The sequence below is a fragment of the Micromonospora sp. GCM10011542 genome (genome assembly GCF_042650685.1).
Classification (GTDB): Bacteria; Actinomycetota; Actinomycetes; order Mycobacteriales; family Micromonosporaceae; genus Micromonospora.
The window spans coordinates 1-20,507 of record NZ_JBHSBO010000059.1; the positions used below are offsets into that span (position 1 = coordinate 1).

Consider the following 20,507-nt stretch of genomic DNA (forward strand, 5'->3'; position numbering starts at 1 on the left):
TCGTAGCGACGACCCACGCGCTACATCATCCGACACCAAGATCCTTTGAAGACACCGCCTAGCGCCATCCTGCCCCCTGGTGGCACCCGTCGTCACGTCTAGCTCCCCCAGACGCGACGCTCAACACAGGTACTCGTCGGTAACTTAGGGCAACCGCCGTCGTCCCCTCGTGCCGGCGCGGCCGGGGGACGGGCTTGCCGGGCCGTTCCTACCCTCCGACGTCCTGGGGCTCGGTGCTGGCTGGTCCGGCGGCGGCGGCGATGGCGGTGGTGGAGGCGGCGGCAGTTTCTGACCGGCTGCGGCAGAATGCGGCGTATGCGCAGTGAGGTGATCACCGTCCAGACCGGGTCGCGGCCGACCGTCCGGGACATCACCAGCGAGGCCGAACGGTTCGTGGCCGGGCAGGGCGACGGCGACGGCCTGCTGCACGTCTTCGTGCCGCACGCCACCGCCGGCCTGGCGATCATCGAGACCGGCTCCGGGTCGGACGACGACCTGCTGCGGGCGCTCGACGACCTGCTGCCCACCGACGACCGGTGGCGACACCGGCACGGCTCGCCCGGTCACGGCCGCGACCACGTGCTGCCCGCCTTCGTGCCGCCGTACGCGACCCTGCCGGTGCTGGACGGGCGGCTGGCGCTGGGCACCTGGCAGTCGATCTGCCTGGTCGACACCAACGGCGACAACCCGAGCCGCAAGGTCCGCTTCTCCTTCCTCCCCGCCTGACCGGTCCCGGCCACGATCCGCGCGACTTCCGGCAAACCGCTGCCGGGGCCGCGCCGCGGCCGCCGTACGCCGGGGGATTCGCGCTCTGCGGGCTGGCGGTGCCCCGGCTGCGCCAGCGGCTGCGCGACGCGCTGCCGTTGGTCGGCCCACCGGTGCTCGCGGCCGTCGGCGTTCTCCGCGCTGGTCTCCACCGGCACCCTGCTCGCCGCCGTGCTCGGTGTGGCCGTGCTCGGCGGCCTCCACCTCGCCTTCCCGGCCACCCCGGCGGCCGCCGTGATGACCGCCGCCCTGCTGCTCGCCACGCCGATCGCCGCCGCCCGGTGCGCCCGCGCCCTGCGTCCCGACGACGCCGTCCCCCCACCCACCGCGGCGGGCGGTCCCAACCGGATCCCGCGTGGCGCCGGTCGGGCCGACGCCGCCCTGCCCGATCGCTGAGCTGGGCGATCGGCGGCCTGCGTACGATGTGCCGGTGGCGCAGGAGATCGTTCCCGGAACGGATGGGGCGGTGGACCGCGCCGGGCTGGCCGAAGACGTGATGCGCCGGCTGACGCACGTCGCCGCCGCGCTGCGGCACCAGCAGGACACCGCCATCGCCACGCTGGGGCTCACGCCGGCGGTCGCCCGCGCGCTGCACGAGCTGGACCCGGACCGGCCGCTGCCGGCCCGCGACCTCGCCGAGCGACTGGGCTGCGACCGGTCCAACGTGACCGCGCTGGTGGACAAGCTGGAGCAGGCCAGCCTCGTCGAGCGCCGCACCGACCCGGCGGACCGGCGGCAGAAGACGCTGGTGGTGACCGAGGCGGGCCGGGAGGTACGGGACGGGGTCGACGCCGCGATGTCCGATGCCCGACTGCTCGCCGGGCTCACCGACGCGGAGCTGGCGAGCCTGCGTGAGCTGGTCTGGAAGGTGTCCGACGGCGGCTGTCCGGAGGCCTGCGGCCCGGAGTGAGACGGCCCGCCCGGATCGTGTCCCACTGGGCGAGCCGGGCCCGCGTCGGTAATGCTGTCCGACGTGACCACCCCGCAAGATCTCGACGACCGGTTCCGGGAGGCGCTGGCGGCGCTGCCCGCCGCCGGGCGGCGCGGCGACCCCGCCCACCCGGTCACCGACGACGCCCCATTGACCGGCGCGCGGCTGCTGGACCTGTTCGACGCGCAGGTGACGAGCCGACAGCTCGACCTGGCCGGGCGCTGGCTGCGCAGCTTCGGGGAGGGCTTCTACACGATCGGCTCGGCCGGGCACGAGGGGAACGCCGCGGTGGCCGCCGCGCTGCGCCCCACCGACCCGGCCCTGCTGCACTACCGCTCCGGCGCCTTCTACTGCGCGCGCGCCGCCCAGGTCGCCGCCACCGTCGAACCGGCCGACGCGGCGTCGGACGGCGACCAGGAGCCGCCGGCGGCCGACCCGCCGGCCGAGATCACCGGCCCGTTCCGGGCGTACGCGGACGCGGCCCGGGACGTGCTGCGCGGGATGGTCGCCTCCAGCGAGGAGCCGATCGCCGGGGGGCGGCACAAGGTCTTCGGCCGGGCCGACCTGGCCGTCGTGCCGACCACCTCGACGATCGCCTCGCATCTGCCCCGAGCGGTCGGGATGGGGCTGGCCGTGGAGCGGCTGCGCCGGCTGGACAGCGCCGGACGGCGTACCGGCGCTGGCGTGCGGGTGGGCAGCGGCGCCGGCGCCGCGCAAACGGCCTGGCCGCCGGACGCGATCGTGGTCTGCTCGTTCGGCGACGCCTCGATCAACCACGCCAGCGCCACCGCCGCCTTCAACACCGCCGGCTGGTACGACCACGCCGGGCTGCGCATCCCGGTGCTGTTCGTCTGTGAGGACAACGGCCTCGGCATCAGCGTCCGCTCCCCGCAGGGCTGGGTGGAGGCGGCCCTGCGGTCCAAGCCGGGCATCCGCTACCTCAGCGCCGACGGCACCGACCCGGTGCAGGCGTACGCGGTGGCGGCCGAGGCGGCGGCCTGGGTGCGTCGGCACCGGCGGCCGGCCGTGCTGCACCTGAGCACCGTCCGCCTGATGGGGCACGCCGGGGCGGACGCCGAGTCGGCGTACCGCAGCCCGGCGGAGATCGCCGCCGACCTGGATCGGGACCCGGTGCTCGCCACGGCCCGGCTGCTCGTGTCGGCCGGCGTGGCCACCGGCGAGGAGCTGCTGGCCCGGTACGACGAGACCGGCTGGCAGGTCCGCCGGATCGCCGAGGAGGTGCTGGGCGAGCCGAAACTGGCCTCGGCCGCCGACGTGGTGGCCGCGCTGGCGCCGCGCCGACCGGTCCGGGTGGCTCGGGCGGTGGCCGACGCGGCGGCCCGCGCCGCCGGGCCGGGCGCGGGGGCGCGCGCCGAGGCGTTCGGCGGGAAGCCGCCGGAGCTGGCCGGCCCGCTGACCCTGGCGCAGAGCATCAACGCTGCGCTCGCCGACGGGCTGCTCGACCACCCGCAGATGGCGGTCTTCGGCGAGGACGTGGCCGCCAAGGGCGGCGTGTACGGGGTGACGAAGGGGCTGCGCGACCGGTTCGGTCCGGCCCGGGTCTTCGACACGCTGCTCGACGAGACCTCGGTGCTCGGGCTGGGGCTGGGCGCGGGGCTGGCCGGGATGCTGCCGGTGCCGGAGATCCAGTACCTGGCGTACCTGCACAACGCCGAGGACCAGCTGCGTGGCGAGGCGGCCACCATGCAGTTCTTCTCCCGGGGGGCGTTCCGCAACCCGATGGTGGTGCGGGTGGCCGGGCTCGCCTATCAGGAGGGATTCGGCGGGCACTTCCACAACGACAACTCGGTGGCCGTACTCCGGGATGTGCCCGGCCTGGTGATCGCGGTGCCGGCGCGGCCGGACGACGCGGCGCCGATGCTGCGGACGTGCCTGGCCAGCGCGGCGGTGGACGGCAGCGTCTGCGTGTTCCTGGAGCCGATCGCGCTCTACCACACCCGGGACCTCTACGCCGACGGCGACGGGGAGTGGATGGCCGGCTACCCGGAGCCGGGCGCCTGGGTCGGCGGGCACGTGCCGATCGGCCGGGCCCGGGTCTACCGGGTCGGCTCGGCCGACGACCTGACGATCATCACCTTCGGTAACGGGGTGCGGATGTCGCTGCGGGCCGCCGCGACACTCGCCGAGGAGGGGGTGGGCACCCGGGTGGTGGACCTGCGTTGGCTGGCCCCGCTGCCGGTGGCCGACATCATCCGGGAGTCCTCGGCGACCGGCCGGGTGCTGGTGGTGGACGAGACACGCCGCTCGGGCGGGGTCGGCGAGGGCGTGATCGCCGCGCTGGTGGACGCCGGATATGTGGGCGCGGCGCGACGAGTAGCCGGAGTTGACTCGTTTGTACCATTAGGTCCGGCAGCACGTCAGGTTCTGGTCTCCGCGGAAGCCATTACCGACGGTGCCCGTACGCTGCTGGCACGGTAAATTCCGTTCCACCCGGTGCGCCACTTGCGCGCGGAGGCACAACTGTGTGGACTTTGCCTGACGGCGTCGCACCGACGCCGCGAGCAGGGACGAGATGAGGAGGCACGCGACAGTGAGCGCGACCGCTGGTCAGGCCGCCGACGGGGTACGCAGCCTGGCGGACCGGTTCGGGATCGAACCGGGGATGGTCGTCATGGAGATGGGGTACGACGACGACGTCGACCAGGATCTCCGCGACGCCCTGACCGACCGCTGTGGAGAGCTGGTCGACGAGGACACCGACGAGGTAGTCGACGCGGTGCTGGTCTGGTACCGCGACGGCGACGGTGATCTCTTCGAGCTTCTCGTCGACGCCCTCGGCCCGCTGGCCGACAACGGGGTCGTGTGGCTGCTCACGCCGAAGGCGGGGCGCGAGGGGCACGTCGAGCCGAGCGAGGTCGCGGAGTCCGCGCCCACCGCCGGTCTCCAGCAGACCTCCACCGTCAACGCCGGCCGGGACTGGAGCGGCGCCCGCCTGGTGCTGCGCCGCGGGGCCAAGGGCAAGAAGTAGTCCGGCCTTCCCCTCGCCCGGCGGTGTCCGCCGCCGGGTGTGGCAGGCTGGCGTCATCCCCTGACCCGACCCGAGGAGTACGCATGCCGATCGAGGTTGGCGCCGAGGCGCCGGACTTCGTGCTGAAGGACCAGAACAACCAGGAGGTCCGGCTCTCGGACTTCCGGGGCAGGCGCACCGTGCTGCTGGTCTTCTACCCGCTCGCCTTCACCGGCACCTGCCAGGGTGAGCTGTGCGAGGTGCGGGACAACCTCAACGAGTACGTAAACGAGGACGTCCAGGTGCTGACGGTCAGCGTCGACTCCGTCTACAGCCACAAGATCTGGGCCGACCGCGAGGGCTACCAGTTCCCGATGCTGGCCGACTTCTGGCCGCACGGCGCCGTCGCCCAGGCGTACGGCGTCTTCAACGACGTCGCCGGCTTCGCCAACCGGGGCACCTTCGTCATCGACAAGGCCGGCGTGGTCCGCTTCGCCGAGATGAACGGCCCGGGCGAGGCCCGCGACCAGCAGGGCTGGCGCAAGGCCATCGCCGAGGCGGCCGCCTGACCTGGACGGCCCACCGGGGCACGCCGTGCGCCCGGGCCGGTGGCGAGCAGGGTAAGCTAGCCAACCTCCGGCCCGCCGTACGGGCGTTCCGGGCGCGTAGCTCAGTGGGAGAGCACCCGCCTTACAAGCGGGGGGTCGCAGGTTCGAAACCTGCCGCGCCCACCACGTACCAACAGCGCAAACCGCCCCGAGAAGATCATTCCCCGGGTGCGATGGCAGCAACGCTGACAGCAACAGCGCTCACGACAGCGGTCCGTCGAGCTTCCCGAGTGCCCGCCGGACCGGCTGGCCCTGAGGATGCGCGACGGCAGCGGCCACAAACTGCTCTGGCTCAAGGTCGATCGCGCGTACGAGGTCTTGTTCCACGCGCCTGAGGCTGCCGGGCTGACCAGCGATTGCCTCTGGGCTCACACGCCAGGTGTCGGCGTTTTCCACGTTTCGGCCGCGCACGGCTGGCCGTTTGCTTTTGGCGTCAAGACACTGATGACGTCTCCGATCGGTACCAATTGTTCGCGGGGTATGCCGAGCACTTTGAAGCGAACTCTCTGGCTGTAGAGCCAGAACCCTGCGCACGTCATATTCGGCACCGTCGCCAGTCGCAGCGTCAGGTACACCTGGACCTCGTCGTCTGGGGGGAGGTCGATAGGCCGGAACGGGACGGCGTCGAATGGGGAGCCTTGGCCCCCCCGGCCGTCGTAGTACATTCGCACTTGTTCGAGGGTGTAGTTGGATCCGCCGTCGTGAATCACCTCTTCTAGCCGCACGGTCAAGGGTCCGCGGTTCGCGATGCTCATCGCGAATTCGATGGTGCGGCCAGACCAGGCGAGATGACGGTGTTCGGTGACACCGCCGGCGGTGACAACTGAATATTCGTCGGGGGCCCAGCCGCTGCTGCCATGGGTCAACTCGTATCGCAGCGTGACCGTGAGGTAAGCGGTCAATAGCACGAGCAGGACCACAGACGCGGCGAGGGCGACCTTGATCCGGCGCCGGACGCGACGGGAAGTGGTCAGCACCATGGCAGCATCGTAGGGCGGTGACTATCACACCTGTTGTCCCGCACTTCGTCTTCTCTCGTCAACGTCGGAAGGCCCTGCTTGCTGCGCGCCGACGCGGACCGTCAGGTCGGCGGGGCTACGGGCGGGGCAGCCAAGACATGTCGCGTCGAATCAGGTTGGGCGAACATGGTGCGGATTGCGGCGGGCGTAGGGCTCAGCCGCGCGGGACCAGGGACCGTGGTGAATTACAGCGGAAGCGGTTCGCTGATCTGTAAGCCCGCGTCGAGTGCCGCGACGAACTGATCGGCGTGCTCCGGCACGATCCGGTTGGCCCAGTTGCGTGCTGCTTCGAGGAATCCGATCAGGTCGCACTGTGCTGATCGCAGGAGGCCGGGCAGGGCCGCCCGGTTGACATCGACATAGGTTCGGTCCGCCGGAGGTGTTGCCACGTCTGCGCCCTCGGTCCAAACGCGCACCACCTCGCCGCGATACTCCACATCGGGAGCCGGGCTGTGTCCGAGATCGACCGACAGCCCGTGCAGGGTGCCCAGCCAGTCGCGCCACTCGAAGAGATCGCAGCAGCAGCCGGGCTCCACCAATACGCCTGTCGTCCGATCCATGAGCAGCAGTCCGCCAGGGGCGTAGAGGGTGTCGAACTCGCTTAGCAGGCGGAGGGCGGCGGCAGGTGTGTTCGGGACTGCGAGATCGTCGCCCACGGGGGCGCTGTGGAACAGGAGCGACCATACAGCCACACCGACTTCGGCCGGTTGCATCGCCCCGTGTAACCGCAGCCACCCCAGGTCACCTGCTGCGACCGGCCAGAGGTCAAACGGCAGGACGTCCGGGCCAACTCGACTCACCACCGGTGTCAGGGTCAGCACCAGGTCACGATAGCGGCGATCCGTGGGCGGCCATTGATCTTGCAACCGGGCAGGCTTGAAGCGGTCGCCGTGCCAGGATGGGCGACCATGAGCCCAGCCTGGAGGTTGCTCGACGGCAGAGCCGAACGAGCGAAGCGCTCCATTGGCAGGTGAGACTTCGGCCAGGCGGACTCGAAGCACTGGACTGAGTGACGAACCGGGTGATCGGGGCTGGCGCGGGGAGTGGGAGGGCCCGGGGGCCGCCGCTGACGGTAGCAACGACTTTCCCGGTGACAGCGCAAGGCGTCGGAGACGGTGCCTCACCGTGTCAACCAAGATCGTAGGGATCCTGAGCAGCCATTGCCTCAGCCTCCGACAACCCAAGGCGGCTGGCGACCCGTCGTCGCACCCGGACCTGGGCGCGCGTTCGCGGCCGGAACTTCGGCTCCCGCGCGCACCCGCAGACCTCGAAACCCTCGTAGCGCAGTCCGGCCCCCAGAACTGCCGCAACCGCGGTCCAAGGGGAGTCATTCCGCCGTCGGGGGGCCGCGAAGTCGTGCCCGGCGAAGACCATCGGCTGTCGGCACGACGTGCATGGATGCTTCGCGCCGTCCCAGGCGTACTTGTGACTACGACGGCACGGCACGCACACGTAGTGGACCTTGTAGGTGGTCTCCGCGTACCGGCACATGTCCGCATGTTAGCGGCGTGCCGGGGCGGCGCGGCAGAAGCTGTCCGCCAGCAACGGTGACCGCCCCTCAGGCGGCCACACCCTCGATCCGACCGCCTGCGCGTGCAAGCACACAAGGTGACCGGAGCCTTACCGCAAAGGGGCTCAATGTCTACTTCTCCCCCCTGATGTGGACCGATCGTCGGATCTTATTCGGCCTCCGGATCATTAGCGTCGGCACGATTCACGACCAAGGAACGGAGACGCAGTGCAGCAGAAGCTTCAGACCCGTGCGTTCGAACACGTGACGCCGATCCTGCAGCCCGGTGAGCAGCCGATCGTGGCGACGCGGGCCATGGTCGGGAAGTTCTCGTCCGGCCGACTTGGGACGGTCGTCAGCCAGGCGATCAGGCTGGAGGCTGGCGGAGCGTTGTTGGGGGCAGCGCTGGCGTCGACCCGTAAGCAGTTCGTCGTGCTCACCGATCGTCGGCTGATCTTCCTGCCGCAGACGTTTCTGGGGGGTCCTGGAAAGAAGGTCCTCGGTGAGGTGCCCCGCGAACACGTCTCGCTGGCCGAGGCCAAGATGGGCGTCGTGAGCCTGCTGCGCCTCGCGTTCGGCGCTTCGGGCGACGGCGTGGCTCTCACCTTCCCCCGCGTGGACAAGAAGAACGCCGAAGCGCTCGCGGAAGCCCTGGGGCAGCCCCCGACCGCCTGATCACCGGGCACGCTGCCGGCTCGATGGCTGGCTGCAGGCGAAGGAGCAGCGCGATCGTCACGCTGTCCGGTCCGTGCAGCAGCCATCGGCGCAGCCCGAGCCCTCGTCGTACCTCACCTCACGGACTTCCATGTCGTAGCCTGGCCGACTTTGATTCTTTCGGAGGTCGAGTTGGCTCAGTATCCGCGCGAAGTCACGCAGCGCTTCCACGCCACCCCCGAGCAGGTGGCCGCCGCCCTGGTCGGCGCGCCCCCACGGACGTGGCAGTCCATCGTCATCGAGGATTACGACCCCGCCTGGGTGGGGCGATTCGCTGCTGCCAGCGCGATGCTCGATGAGGCACTGGGCGACCTGATCGTCAGCATCGAACATGTCGGGTCCACCTCGGTGCCGGGCCTGGCCGCCAAGCCCATCATCGACATCGACCTCCTCGTCGAGGACACGACGCGGGAGTCCCGCTACCTCCCGGCTCTGGAAGGGCTCGGGTACCGACTCGTGCTCCGGGAGCCGTGGTGGCACGGGCACCGGATGCTCGTGAGCCTTGCGGAGGACGTCAACCTGCACGTCTGGCCGCTGGATGCCCTCGAGCCGGTACGGCACCGGCTCTTTCGCGACTGGCTGCGCTCGCACCCGGAAGACCGCGAGCTGTACGCGACGGCCAAGCGGCGCCTCGCGCGGGACACGGCGCATCGACCTGGCGACTACAGCCTGGCGAAGAACGACGTCATCGACGACATCTACGCCCGCATCTTCGCGGCGGCCGACGAGGAGGGCCGACGCTGACCTGGACGCCCCGCCCCGGCGGCTTGCGGCAGGGAGCAGGCCAGGGTGGAGCGGAGCCGAACCGGGGCAGCCGGGAGGCCTGCCGCTCGCCATGATGGTCGGCGTGCAGGACACCGTCGCGGTCGCGCTGATCACCTCACTGTCCACGTTGGCCGCCGCCAGCCTCACCGGGCTGGTCGGCGCGCTCACCACCCGCCGACAGTTGGCCCATCAGCGCCGTCTCGCCGGTCAGGAGCGGGCCGCGCAGCGGGCGACGCGGCGCGAGGAACTCCGGCGGGACGCGTACGTCGGCTTTCTCAGCGCCTGCGACCAGGCGTACCGGCGGCTCGACCGCCGGTGGATCGAGGGCGGGGAGACCCCGACCGGCTACGACGAGGGGTACGCGGCGCTGCGCGCGCTCGACGAGGCGTACAACCTGGTGTTGCTGGAGGGGCCGACGGCGGTCGCGGCGGCGGCCCGGTCGGTGCTGGCGAGCGTCAACGAGGAGTACGCCCTCCAGCGCGGGCTCGACCCCGTACCGGACGGCGGGGCGGCGCCCCTGCGGGAGCGGCACCGTGAGCGGTGGCTCGCCGCGCTCGGTGAGCGGGGGACCCGGCGGGACTCGTTCGTCGAGGCGGTACGCCCGGTGTTGGACGGGGAGAGCTGAGCCCAGCCGAGCCTCAACAACCGGGGAGTCGTCGCGGCCCCGACTACCACTAGCCGGCGACGGGAACGTGATCCCGGACCAGTCGAAGCATCTCGCTGACCGAGCCGGCCGGATCGGTCACGGGGAACTGCACCGCGCGCACCGTCGCGGCCGGGTCGAGCAGCAGCGTGGCTCGCTTGAGCCGGTCGGCGCCGGCGGCTCGGAAGGTGGGCAGCAGCAGCGCCGCGGTGAGCCGCCCGTCGGCGTCGGAGAGCAGCGGGAACGGCAGGTCGGCGTGCGCGGCGAAGGCAGCCAGCTGGTCCGGACGCTGCGTGCTGACCCCGCGGATCCGCGCACCCGCGGCGGCGAAATCGGCGGCCCGTGCCGCATAGGTGCTCGACTCGAGCGTGCAGCCGGCGGCACCGGGGATGTCCGTCCAGTACGGCGGGAGACCCTGGACGTGGGGTACGAAGGCGCCGGGGAAGCAGTACAGAACTGTCCAGGCATCAGGATCAGCGGGCGGCACCGGTGTGCCGTCGTGGCGTACCAGGGTCAGCTCGGGGAGCCGGCGCCCGACGAGGGCGTGCACCCGGCGGGCCTCGGCCGACCCGGGCGCCGCCGTGGCGGTGAGCGACCCGTCGCCGAGCAGGTGCCGGTCGCCCCACTCCTGCAGCGCGATCAGCACCGGCAGCAGACCCTCGCCCTTCGCGGTGAGCAGGTAGTCGTAGCGCGGCGGGCGATCCGTGTATCGCCGGCGGTGCAGCACGCCCTGTTCGACGAGTGCGGCGAGGCGCTCGGTCAGGGCGCGACGGCTCATCCCGAGCCCGCGTTGCAGGCCGTCGAAGCGGGTCACTCCGCCGGCGATGTCGCGGATGAGCAGGAAGGTCCACCAGTCGGTCAGCACACCCAGGGATTGCGCGATGCCGCAGTCCGCATCGGCGAGGTCGACTCTTCTCACACTCACCACTATAGTCAGTTCCATTATGAAACTGTCTGTCTTCTGGCGCTGGTGGGTCGCCGGCACGACCAGTCACCTCGGCTCGGCGGTCGGCGGGGTGGCTCTGCCGCTGACCGCGCTGGCCGTGCTGCACGCATCGGCCTTCGAGATGGGTCTGATCACGGCGGCCAGCTATCTCGCGTACCTGCTGATCAGCCTGCCGGCCGGGGTGGTCGTGCAGCGGGTGCCGCTGCGCGGCATGCAGGTCGGCCTGGATCTGGTCCGGGCCCTCGCGATCGCGTCCGTCCCCCTGGCCTGGTGGTACGACGCCCTGACGGTGACCCAGCTGGTCGCGGTCGCCCTGGTCGTGAGCTTCGCCAACGTGCTGTTCGACGTGGCCAACCAGACCTTCCTGCCGGAGATCGTGCCGGCCGCGCAGTTGCAGGCGCGCAACAGCCTCAACTCCGGCACGCACGCCGCCACCCAGCTGGGCGGGCCGTCCCTGGGCGGACTCGCGGTGCAGCTGCTGGGTGCGGTGCCGACCCTGCTCGTGGACGCCGTCAGCTATCTGATCTCCGCCGTGCTGCTGCGCACCCTCCCGGCCCGGCGGGTGCAGCGACCGGCCGAGCGGCCACCGATGGTCACGATGATCCGCGAGGGCTGGCACTTCGTGCTCCGACACCCGATCATCGGGCCGTCCATGTGGGACGCCACCGCGACGAACTTCGTCTGCGGCGCGATGCTGGCCCTCTTCCCGTACTACCTGGTGCGCGAGCTGCACGCGTCGCCGTTCGAGGTGGGGCTGCTGCTCGCCGCCGACGGGCTCGGCACGCTCATCGGCGCCGCGCTGACCACCCGGTTCACCAACCGGGTCGGCACCGCACGCGGCCTGGTCGTCGCGGCGTTCGTCGGCGTGGCCGGCGCGCTCATCATCCCGCTGGGCACCGGCGCCGTCGCCTACCTCGCCTTCGCCGCCGGCAACCTCGTCTTCGCCGGCTCGTCCGTGGTGCTCAGCGTGACCACCCGCACCTACCGGATGCTCGCCAGCCCGCCAGCGCTCCTGTCGCGCGTGATCGCCACGGTCAAGTTCGTCTCCTGGGGTGCCATCCCGCTCGGCGGCCTGCTCGCCGGCGCCCTGGCCGGGCCGCTCGGCGCGCGCACCACGCTGCTGATCTTCGGGGCGCTCACGGTGCTGTCCCCGATCATCTACCTGTCGACCCCGATCCGCCGGATGCGCGACCTCCCGCTCGACGCCGCCCCCGAACTGGCCGAGACCCGGGTGTGATCACGGGCCCCGCCCGACCTCGGTCAACTGGTGAAGCCGCCGTCCACGTTGACCACCGCGCCGGTCACGTACCCGGCCTCCGGGCTGGCCAGGTGCGCGACGGTGGCCGCGATGTCGGCCGGCCGGGCGAAGCGGCCGACGGCGGTGAACCCGGCGATGGCCGCCGCGTTCGGTCCGTCGGCGGGGTTGGCGTCGGTGTCGGTGGGCCCCGGGTTGACCAGGTTGACCGTGACGCCCCGGGGACCCAGCTCGCGGGCCAGCCCCCGTGTCAGCCCCACCAGGGCGGTCTTGCTCATCGCGTAGAGCGCCAACCCCGGGAAGACGGCCCGTTCGCCGACGTTGCTGCCGATGCTGATGATCCGCCCGCCCTCGCCCAGGTGCCGCAGCGCCGCCTGCGCGGCCACGTACGGGGCCCGCACGTTCACCGCGATGGTCTGCTCCAACTCGTCGGAGCCGAGGTCGTCGATCGCGCCGACCAGGAACACCGCGGCGTTGTTCACCAGGATGTCCAGCCGGCCCAGGACGATGGCCGTCCGCTCGACCGCGTCCCGGACGGCGGCCGGGTCGCCGCTGTCGGCCTCCACGGCCAGCGCCCGCCGGCCCAGCGCCTGAATCTGCTTCACCACCGTGGCGGCCTGCTCCGCGCTCTGCCGGTAGGTCAGCGCCACGTCGGCGCCGTCCTGCGCCAGGCGCAGCGCGATGCCCGCTCCGATACCCCGGGCACCCCCGGTGACCAGGGCGACCTTTCCGTCAAGTGTCGTCGTCGTCATGCAAAAGATCATGTCCGCGCGCCCCGGCCTGGGTCTGGCGGCGATCGGACCCCTCGTTCCCACCCCGAGGTCCGTTTCCCGCCGGCTGGCGTTCGTCGGGCCGCTCTGCTGTGCTGCTCGCTGCTGGTGACGACGAGGAGGCACGGGTGGACCTGACCCTGACGGTAATGACGGAGCAGGAGCTGGATCGGCTGCGCGGGCCGCTGGAGCGGGCATACGTCGACGAGCTGGTGGCCCACCGCGCCATGACCCCGGAGGCCGCCCGGGAGCGGACCGCGAGCCAGTTGGGGGAGCTGCTGCCGCACGGCGCGGCCACCGAGGGGGTGCTGCTGCGGATCGCCCGGGTCGACGGCGCCGAAGTGGGTTGGATGTGGGTGACCCTGCCGGAGGCAGCCGGCGCGACCGACGCCGGCTCCCAGCGGGCCTGGATCCACAACATCGAGGTGCATCCCGCCCACAGGGGACGCGGGTACGCGCGCCGGATGATCCAGCTCATCGAGGCGGAACTGGCCCGGCTCGGCGTACCCGAGCTGGGACTGAACGTCTTTGGGACGAACACCGTGGCCATCGGGCTCTACGAGAGCCTGGGCTTCCGGGTCACCGCCCAGCAGATGGCCAAGCGGATCGAACCCACGGGCTGAGCCGCACCGGCCCCTGCCCAGGACTGTTCACCCGGCCAGCGGGAAACCGGCGCGGACCGCACCTGGGGAGGAGCGACGGATGACGCGTGGTGCCGGACTGACCATCGGTGTGCTCGGCTCGTACGGTGGCCGCAACCTCGGCGACGAGGCGATCCTGACCGGCCTGCTCGCCGACCTGCGCACTCAGGAGCCGAACGCCCGGATCATCGTCTTCTCGCGCAACCCGGAACACACGCGTGTGGCTCACCCCGACGTGGAGGCGGTGCCCTGGGAGGGCGTCAGCCGCACCGACTCGGCGCTGATCCTGGCCCAGCTCGATCTGCTCATCCTCGGCGGCGGCGGGATCCTCTACGACCGGGAGGCCCGCCGCTACCTGCGGGTGGTCCGGGTCGCCCAGGAGCGCGGCCTGCCGCTGATCACGTACGCGGTGGGGGTCGGGCCGCTCAGCGAGGGGGTGGACACCGGCATGGTCCGGGAGACGCTCGCCGGCGCGACCCAGGTGACCGTCCGCGACCAGGAGTCCCGGATGGTCCTGGAGGAGGCCGGGCTGCTCAACCCGATCACCGTCACCGCCGACCCGGCGTTCCTGCTCGAGCCGGTGGACTTCCCGGCCGAGCTGCTGCGTGAGGAGGGCGTGCCGGCGGGCAAGCGGCTGGTCGGGATCAGCGTGCGGGAGCCGGGACGGGCCGCCGAACGGCTCGACGTGGACGGCTACCACCGGCTGCTGGCGCAGATCGGCGACTTCCTGGTGCACCGGATCGACGCGTACGTGCTCTTCGTGCCGATGGAGCGTGACGACATCCGGCACGCCCACGGGGTGCTGTCACACATGATCGCCGCCGAGCGGGGGCGGATCCTGCACGGCACGTACTCCCCGGAGCAGGTGCTCGGGTTGATGCGCCACTTCGACCTGGCCGTCGGCATGCGACTGCACTTCCTGATCTTCGCGGCGATGGTCGGCACGCCGTTCCTGCCGCTGCCGTACGCCGGCAAGGTCTTCGACCTGGCCCAGCGGCTCGGTGTGCCCGCGCTGCGCGGGGTGGAGCGGGAGGTCGAGGGACCGCTGCTGGCCGAGGTCGACCGGCTCTGGGACGAGCGCGAACAGCGCGCCGAGGCCACCGCCCGCCGGGTGGCTGATGTCTGCGAGCAGGCCCGCGGCACCTCGGAGGTCACCCGGGGGGTGCTCGACAGCCTGCGCGCGCAGACCCTCACCCGGGCCTGAGTGGCGTCACAGCGCCGGGCCGGTCCAGCGGTAGCGCCATTCGCGGGCCTGCTCACCGGCGGACTCCAGCTCGTAGATCTGCGCCTCGGCCAGCCCTCCGGGCCCGAGGTGGTGGTGGGTCAGCGGCGGGCGGCCGTTGGGGTCCAGCTCGACGGTGACGGTCTGCCCGTCCGCCGTGCCGCCGACCAGGGGGATCTGCACGGTTGAAGCCATGCGCCCATCCTGCCCGCCGCACCGGCCGCTCGCAGCGGATAGTGGGGCAGCGGGGTCGGCCGCGAGCGGCCGGGTCAGCCGGTGGGCAGCAGCCCGGGCGGGTACCCCATGCCGTCGTGGGTGCAGGCCGCGGCGGCCACCCGGGCCGCGTAGCCGAGCGCCGCGGGCAGGGGCCGGTCCCGCAGCCGGCCGGCGATCAGCCCGGCCGCGAAGGCGTCGCCGGCGCCGTTGCTGTCCACCACCGGGCCCGGCGGGGCGGCGGCGGGCACCGGGACGGCCGTCCCGTCGCCGGGGTACAGCTCGGCGCCGTCCGCTCCCCGGGTCACCACCACGGTGCGCGGCGCCAGGTGGGCGGCGAGCGCGGCGGCCAGGTCGCCGAGCCGTACGCCGCTGACGAAGACCAGGTCGGCCACCTCGGCGAACGGCCGGTGGTAGGGGTTGGACCCGTCCCAGTCATGCAGGTCGGTGGAGAGCGCCACTCCCGCCGGCAGGGCGTCGCGGACGGCCGGCAGCAGCGGCACGACCCAGTCCATGATCGAAAGGTGTACGTGCCGGGCGTCGCGGACCAGCGTGGCCAGCTCGGCCGCCGGAAAGGGCGGCGGCCCCTGCCAGGGGCGGGGGTCGTACAGCGAGGTGCGCCGACCGTCCGGGTCGACCAGGTTCACCGACCGCCGGGTCCCGGCGCGGTCCTCGGCGAGCACCGTGGGCACCCCGGCCCGGGCCAGCGCCGCCCGGACCAGGTCGCCGGCCGGGTCCGCGCCGAGGGTGTCGACCACCCGCACCCGCAGGCCCACCGCGTGCCCGGCCAGCGCCACGCCGGCGCCGGTGTTGCCGATCCGCAGCTCGATCGGCTCGACGGTGTGCGAGTCGGCGGCCGGCAGCGGCAGCGCGGGTACCCGTACCCGCACATCCACCCCGAGCCCACCGATCACCAGCAGGTCGACCATGGCGCCGACGCTAGCCGAACCCGGCCGCCTATCCTGGGCCCGGGCGTCGGAGGGGGAGTACGTGCTGATCATCCACGGGCTGTGGCGGCCCGGCGCCGACGACCCTGCCGGGCTCGCCGTCTGGGCCGAGGACAGCACCGCGCCGGCCGCCGGACCGCGCCGTCCCGGGCGGGCGCCCCGGGAGCGTCCGCACCCGTTCGCCGCCGACCACGTCGCCCTGGCCGCCGCGCTCGCCGGGGCCGCCGAACCGGCCCGGCCCGACACCGCGCTGCTCACCCTGCCGACCCGGGCCGGCGCGCCCACCGACTCACCCGAGCTGATCCGGACCGCCGCCGTGCCCACGGCCCGGAGCCCGCTCACCCTGGCCGGCTGGCGGGTGCCCGTGCTGGTGTACGCCCCGGACGACGCGCTGGCGCTGCTGCGCGCCGTGGACGAGCTGCCGGCGGTACCCGGGGCGAGCCTGCGCCACCTCGCCGAACTGGCCGACTTCGCGGTCGATCTGGTCACGCGGGGTCGCGTGCTGCCCGGCGTCGCCGACGCGGCGGGCGTCGCGCCGACCGCCGGATCGGCTCGGGTTGGTGCCGCCCCGAGGACGGACGTCACGCCGGCCCGTGGATCGGGCACCGGGCCGGCCGTCCCGACCGGTTCCGCCGACCAGAGCGCGGCGCACGTGCCCGCCTGCGCGGTCTGGCGACCGCTGCTCACCGGCACCGACGCCGGCTGGGCGCGGTCGCTGGCGCTGGCCCTGCCACCGGCCACCCGGGCCGCCACCCGCCCGGACGGCTCCCCGCCGGACGCCGGGGCGCTGGTCGCCGACGCGCTCGACGTGCTGACCGACGCCGCCGCCCGCGCCGCCCTGGCCGACACCGCCCCGGCCCGCGGCGTACGCCCGGGCGGTGCCGTGCCGGCCTGGTTGGCGGCGCTCGCCGGACCCCGGCGCGACTTCACGGCCGACCCGGCGGCGCTGGCCACCCTCCGCGCGGAGCTGGACGAGTGGCAGCGCGACGCCGCCGGTGGCGCCGTCCGGGCCAGCTTCCGCCTGGTGGAGCCGGCCCCCGACGAGATCACCGAGCCGGTCGTGGCCACCGCGCCGCTCGCGTCCCCGCCCCCGTCGGCGGGCTCCGAGACAGCGACGGCCGGTCCGGCGGTGGCCGAGCCGGCCGGGCTGGAGCTGGACGGTCCGGGCCGGTGGCGGCTGGAGTTCGGGTTGCAGGCCGCCGACGAGCCCGGCCTGCACGTCGAGGCCGGGCAGGTCTGGCGGGCGCCGGAGTCGGCCGCGGCCCTCGCCGGCCGGACCGCCAACCCGCAGGAGACGCTGCTGGCCGAGCTGGGCCGGGCCAGCCGGCTCTGGCCGGACCTGGACGCGGCGCTGCGCACCACCGCCCCCGAGATCATGGAACTGGACGTCGAGGGGGCGCACCGGTTCCTCAGCGAGGGCGCGCCGGTACTGCACGCCGCCGGCTTCGCGGTGCTGCTGCCGTCCTGGTGGCAGCGGCCGTCGGCGCGGCTCGGCGCCCGGCTGCGCGCCCGCAGCCGTACCGCGCCCGGCACGGTGGCCGGCGCGGACGCCGGGGTGGGGCTGGACGCGCTGGTCGACTACCGCTGGGAGGTGGCACTCGGCGACCAGCCGCTCTCCGCCGACGAGTTGGCCGCCCTGGCCGAGGTGAAGACCCCGCTGGTACGCCTGCGCGGCCGGTGGGTCGAGCTGGACCCGAAGCGGCTCGCCGCCGGGCTGCGCCTGCTCCGCTCGACCGGCGAGCTGACCGTCGCCGACCTGCTGCGGCTCGGGCTGGCCGACGCCGAGGACACCGGTGCGCTGCCCGTGCTGGAGGTCACCGCCGACGGTGCGCTGGGCGACCTGCTCGCCGGCGCGGTGGAGCGGCGGCTCACCCCGCTGGACCCGCCGCCGACCTTCCACGGGACGCTGCGGCCGTACCAGCGGCGCGGGCTGGCCTGGCTGACCTTCCTGCGCTCGCTCGGCCTGGGCGGGGTGCTCGCCGACGACATGGGGCTGGGCAAGACGGTGCAGTTGCTGGCGCTGCTGGCCGGGGACCCGCCGGAGGCCGGGCCGACCCTGCTGGTCTGTCCGATGTCGCTGGTCGGCAACTGGCAGCGAGAGGCGGCGAAGTTCACCCCCGGGCTGCGGGTCCACGTGCACCACGGCGCCGAGCGGGCGCGCGGGGCGGCGTTCACCACGGCCGCGCACGACGCGGACCTGGTCCTCACCACGTACTCGGTGGCCGCCCGCGACGCCGTGGACCTGGCCGGCATCGACTGGCACCGGGTGGTGGTGGACGAGGCCCAGGCGATCAAGAACGCCTCGACCCGGCAGGCCGAGGCGGTCCGTGCGCTGCCGGCCCGGCAGCGGGTGGCGGTCACCGGCACACCGGTGGAGAACCGACTCGCCGACCTCTGGTCGATCATGCAGTTCGCCAACCCGGGCCTGCTCGGCCCGGCCGCGACGTTCCGCAAGCGGTTCGCCGAGCCGATCGAACGGCACGGCGATGCCGAGGCCGCCGAGCGGCTGCGCCGGATCACCGGCCCGTTCGTGCTGCGCCGGCTCAAGACCGACGCCTCGATCATCACGGACCTGCCGGAGAAGCTGGAGATGGAGGTGCTCTGCAACCTGACCGCGGAGCAGGCCGCCCTGTACCGGGCGGTGGTCGACGACATGCTGGCCCGGATCGAGTCCAGCGACGGTATCGAGCGACGTGGGCTGGTGCTGGCCACGATGACCCGGCTCAAGCAGGTCTGCAACCACCCCGCCCAACTGCTGCGCGACGGCTCGGCGCTGGAGGGCCGCTCCGGCAAGCTGGCCCGGCTGACCGAGATCACCGAGGAGGTGCTGGCCGCGGGGGAGCGGGCGCTGCTGTTCACCCAGTACGCCGAGTTCGGCGCCATGCTGCGCGGGCACCTGTCGGCCCGCTTCGGCCGGGAGGTGCTGTTCCTGCACGGCGGGGTCGGCAAGGCCGACCGGGACGCCATGGTGCAGCGGTTCCAGTCGGGGGACGGTCCGGCGCTGTTCGTGCTCTCCCTCAAGGCCGGCGGCACCGGGCTCACCCTGACCGCCGCCAACCACGTGGTGCACGTCGACCGGTGGTGGAACCCGGCGGTGGAGGACCAGGCCACCGACCGGGCGTTCCGGATCGGGCAGCGCCGGCGGGTGCAGGTCCGCAAGTTCGTCTGCGCCGGCACGGTGGAGGAGAAGGTGGCCGCGTTGATCGCCGACAAGCGCAGCCTCGCCGAGCGCGTCGTCGGCACCGGCGAGCAGTGGATCACCGAGCTCTCCACCGGCCAGTTGCGTGAGCTGTTCGCGTTGGAGGCCGGGGCGGTGGTGGAGTGAACAGCTTCGCCGACTACGGCCGGCCCCGACGGGTCGACGGTGGGCTCAGGGCGCGCAGCACCAAGGGCGCCATCGGCCGGTCCTGGTGGTCGCGGCGCTTCCTGGAGGTGCTGGAGTCGTTCGCGCTCGGCACCCGGCTGACCCGGGGCCGGTCGTACGCCCGGGCCGGTCAGGTGGTCCGGCTGGACATCACGCCCGGGCTGGTCAGCGCCGTCGTGCAGGGCTCCCGCCCGCAGCCGTACCAGGTCTCGATCGCGCTGGCGCCGTTCCCGGCCGAGCTCTGGTCCCGGGTCGAGACGGAGCTGGCCGGGCAGGCGTTCTTCAGCGCCCGGCTGCTCGCCGGGGACCTTCCCGCCGAGCTGGAGGAGTTGTTCGCCGCCGCCGGCGCGCCGCTCTTCCCGACCGGGATGGACGAGCTGACCCAGCGGTGCAGCTGCCCCGACTTCGCCGTGCCGTGCAAACACCTCGCAGCGACCTTCTACTTGCTCGCCGAGGCGTTCGACGCGGATCCGTTCGAGCTGCTGCACTGGCGCGGACGCAGCCGCGCCGAGCTGCTCGACCGGCTGCGCGCGCGCCGGGCCGAGGCGACCGGCGTGCCGGCGGGGACGGTACCGCCCGTCGAGCTGCCGGTGGAGCCGTCCACTCCCGACGGTGCGGCCTCCATCGTGGACGCTCCCGCCGGGGCGGCGCGGGTACTCGCCGGGTTGGCGGCGAACCCGCTCGACGAGGTGGTGGACCGCTTCTGGTCCGCCCCGGTGCCACTGCCGGACCGGCCGCCGAGCCTGGCCACCGGGCCGGACCTGCTGCTGCGCCAGCTCGGCCCGCCGGCGCCGGCGATCGGCGGGCCCGGGCTGCTGGAGCGGCTGCGCCGGGCGTACCGGGCGTTCGGCCCACCCGGCCGGGAGGCCGTCAGGTCCAGCGGCGGCGGTACCGCCACATGACGGCGGCGTTCGCCACCAGCACCACCGCGCAGATCGCCCCGGCGAGCCGACCGGCGAACACGGTCAGCGCCGGCAGCGAAGCCCACAGCACAATGGTCAACAGCATCAGATAACGCCCGCGCCGGGCCCGGGCCCGGTGGTCCAGTCGGGCGAAGAACGCCGGGTCACTCTCCCGGAGCTGACGGGTGATCTGGTCGAACCTGCGCTGATCCTCTTTGCTGAGCATGGCGCTGCCTTCCCCTCACGCGTTCAGCGGTCCGGCGGCATACCCGCTGCGGCGGCGGCTCACGCTCACCCACTGGTGCTACTTTTCCCGCTGCCGCC

General features: G+C 73.2%; 20 protein-coding genes, 1 tRNA gene and 2 pseudogenes. 16 read left to right on the top strand and 7 right to left on the bottom strand.

What is annotated here, in order from left to right; genetic code table 11:
* Positions 1-315: 315 nt before the first annotated feature.
* The 8 genes and pseudogenes from ACFOW4_RS24575 to ACFOW4_RS24610 all read left to right on the top strand — a co-directional run bounded on the left by ACFOW4_RS24575 (position 316) and on the right by ACFOW4_RS24610 (position 5,398).
* Positions 316-726 carry a secondary thiamine-phosphate synthase enzyme YjbQ gene (locus ACFOW4_RS24575; RefSeq protein ID WP_377531752.1) on the top strand — a complete coding sequence of 137 codons (411 nt, stop codon included), beginning with the start codon at positions 316-318 and terminating at the stop codon, positions 724-726.
* Positions 727-936: 210 nt separating this feature from the next.
* A complete protein-coding gene (locus ACFOW4_RS24580) occupies positions 937-1,161 on the top strand; it encodes a hypothetical protein (RefSeq protein ID WP_377531755.1) in 225 nt (74 codons plus the stop codon).
* A 100-nt stretch (positions 1,162-1,261) separates the two neighbouring features.
* On the top strand, positions 1,262-1,675 hold the full coding sequence (locus ACFOW4_RS24585; RefSeq protein ID WP_377532105.1) for a MarR family winged helix-turn-helix transcriptional regulator: 414 nt from the start codon (positions 1,262-1,264) through the stop codon (positions 1,673-1,675).
* Between the two features lie 51 nt (positions 1,676-1,726).
* A pseudogene (locus ACFOW4_RS24590) lies at positions 1,727-2,099 on the top strand (transketolase); the annotation flags it as partial.
* Between the two features lie 65 nt (positions 2,100-2,164).
* Positions 2,165-4,135: pseudogene (locus ACFOW4_RS24595) on the top strand (thiamine pyrophosphate-dependent enzyme); the annotation flags it as partial.
* Positions 4,136-4,247: 112 nt separating this feature from the next.
* A complete protein-coding gene (locus tag ACFOW4_RS24600) occupies positions 4,248-4,685 on the top strand; it encodes a DUF3052 domain-containing protein (protein ID WP_121400356.1) in 438 nt (145 codons plus the stop codon).
* Positions 4,686-4,768: 83 nt separating this feature from the next.
* Positions 4,769-5,233, top strand: coding sequence for a peroxiredoxin (locus ACFOW4_RS24605; protein WP_377531758.1), 465 nt, complete (start codon positions 4,769-4,771; stop codon positions 5,231-5,233).
* Positions 5,234-5,323: 90 nt separating this feature from the next.
* Positions 5,324-5,398: transfer RNA gene (locus ACFOW4_RS24610), tRNA-Val, on the top strand.
* A 242-nt stretch (positions 5,399-5,640) separates the two neighbouring features.
* On the opposite strand, the gene ACFOW4_RS24615 is transcribed toward ACFOW4_RS24610, so the two are convergent.
* Together ACFOW4_RS24615 and ACFOW4_RS24620 are read right to left on the bottom strand one after the other, a co-directional pair.
* Positions 5,641-6,252: a hypothetical protein gene (locus tag ACFOW4_RS24615; protein ID WP_377531761.1), complete on the bottom strand. Its 612-nt coding sequence runs from the start codon at positions 6,250-6,252 to the stop codon at positions 5,641-5,643.
* Between the two features lie 224 nt (positions 6,253-6,476).
* On the bottom strand, positions 6,477-7,112 hold the full coding sequence (locus tag ACFOW4_RS24620) for a hypothetical protein (RefSeq protein ID WP_377531764.1): 636 nt from the start codon (positions 7,110-7,112) through the stop codon (positions 6,477-6,479).
* Positions 7,113-8,029: 917 nt separating this feature from the next.
* On the opposite strand from ACFOW4_RS24620, the gene ACFOW4_RS24625 reads away from it, so the two are divergent.
* The 3 genes from ACFOW4_RS24625 (at position 8,030) to ACFOW4_RS24635 (ending at position 9,905) form a co-directional block, all read left to right on the top strand.
* Positions 8,030-8,476: a hypothetical protein gene (locus tag ACFOW4_RS24625; RefSeq protein WP_377531765.1), complete on the top strand. Its 447-nt coding sequence runs from the start codon at positions 8,030-8,032 to the stop codon at positions 8,474-8,476.
* A 225-nt stretch (positions 8,477-8,701) separates the two neighbouring features.
* Positions 8,702-9,259, top strand: coding sequence for a GrpB family protein (locus tag ACFOW4_RS24630; RefSeq protein ID WP_377531767.1), 558 nt, complete (start codon positions 8,702-8,704; stop codon positions 9,257-9,259).
* A 103-nt stretch (positions 9,260-9,362) separates the two neighbouring features.
* Positions 9,363-9,905, top strand: a complete 543-nt coding sequence (locus tag ACFOW4_RS24635; protein WP_377531769.1) for a hypothetical protein — start codon at positions 9,363-9,365, stop codon at positions 9,903-9,905.
* A 49-nt stretch (positions 9,906-9,954) separates the two neighbouring features.
* Here ACFOW4_RS24635 and ACFOW4_RS24640 read toward each other — a convergent pair whose 3' ends face one another.
* Positions 9,955-10,842: a winged helix-turn-helix transcriptional regulator gene (locus ACFOW4_RS24640; RefSeq protein ID WP_377531770.1), complete on the bottom strand. Its 888-nt coding sequence runs from the start codon at positions 10,840-10,842 to the stop codon at positions 9,955-9,957.
* Between the two features lie 25 nt (positions 10,843-10,867).
* Between ACFOW4_RS24640 and ACFOW4_RS24645 the strand changes: the two genes are divergently transcribed.
* Positions 10,868-12,106: an MFS transporter gene (locus tag ACFOW4_RS24645; RefSeq protein WP_377531773.1), complete on the top strand. Its 1,239-nt coding sequence runs from the start codon at positions 10,868-10,870 to the stop codon at positions 12,104-12,106.
* 23 nt (positions 12,107-12,129) lie between these two features.
* Here the strand turns inward: ACFOW4_RS24645 and ACFOW4_RS24650 are convergent, their stop codons facing one another.
* On the bottom strand, positions 12,130-12,876 hold the full coding sequence (locus ACFOW4_RS24650; protein WP_377531774.1) for an SDR family oxidoreductase: 747 nt from the start codon (positions 12,874-12,876) through the stop codon (positions 12,130-12,132).
* Positions 12,877-13,043: 167 nt separating this feature from the next.
* Here ACFOW4_RS24650 and ACFOW4_RS24655 point away from each other — a divergent pair, with 167 nt between their 5' ends.
* Together ACFOW4_RS24655 and ACFOW4_RS24660 are read left to right on the top strand one after the other, a co-directional pair.
* Positions 13,044-13,517 carry a GNAT family N-acetyltransferase gene (locus ACFOW4_RS24655; protein ID WP_377531777.1) on the top strand — a complete coding sequence of 158 codons (474 nt, stop codon included), beginning with the start codon at positions 13,044-13,046 and terminating at the stop codon, positions 13,515-13,517.
* A gap of 79 nt (positions 13,518-13,596) precedes the next feature.
* Positions 13,597-14,739, top strand: coding sequence for a polysaccharide pyruvyl transferase family protein (locus ACFOW4_RS24660; RefSeq protein ID WP_377531779.1), 1,143 nt, complete (start codon positions 13,597-13,599; stop codon positions 14,737-14,739).
* A gap of 6 nt (positions 14,740-14,745) precedes the next feature.
* Here the strand turns inward: ACFOW4_RS24660 and ACFOW4_RS24665 are convergent, their stop codons facing one another.
* Positions 14,746-14,952: a hypothetical protein gene (locus ACFOW4_RS24665; RefSeq protein WP_377531782.1), complete on the bottom strand. Its 207-nt coding sequence runs from the start codon at positions 14,950-14,952 to the stop codon at positions 14,746-14,748.
* Positions 14,953-15,026: 74 nt separating this feature from the next.
* Complete coding sequence (locus ACFOW4_RS24670; protein WP_377531784.1) at positions 15,027-15,899, bottom strand: carbohydrate kinase family protein; 873 nt, start codon at positions 15,897-15,899, stop codon at positions 15,027-15,029.
* A gap of 61 nt (positions 15,900-15,960) precedes the next feature.
* Here ACFOW4_RS24670 and ACFOW4_RS24675 point away from each other — a divergent pair, with 61 nt between their 5' ends.
* Entirely contained in the window at positions 15,961-19,242 is a 3,282-nt protein-coding gene (locus ACFOW4_RS24675) for an SNF2-related protein (RefSeq protein ID WP_377532107.1), read from the top strand.
* Positions 19,239-20,183 carry an SWIM zinc finger family protein gene (locus ACFOW4_RS24680; protein WP_377531787.1) on the top strand — a complete coding sequence of 315 codons (945 nt, stop codon included), beginning with the start codon at positions 19,239-19,241 and terminating at the stop codon, positions 20,181-20,183. Before ACFOW4_RS24675 ends, ACFOW4_RS24680 begins: the two co-directional genes overlap by 4 nt.
* Here ACFOW4_RS24680 and ACFOW4_RS24685 read toward each other — a convergent pair.
* Positions 20,152-20,409, bottom strand: a complete 258-nt coding sequence (locus tag ACFOW4_RS24685) for a DUF3040 domain-containing protein (protein ID WP_377531790.1) — start codon at positions 20,407-20,409, stop codon at positions 20,152-20,154. The two genes, ACFOW4_RS24680 and ACFOW4_RS24685, sit on opposite strands and share 32 nt — an antisense overlap.
* Positions 20,410-20,507: the final 98 nt, after the last annotated feature.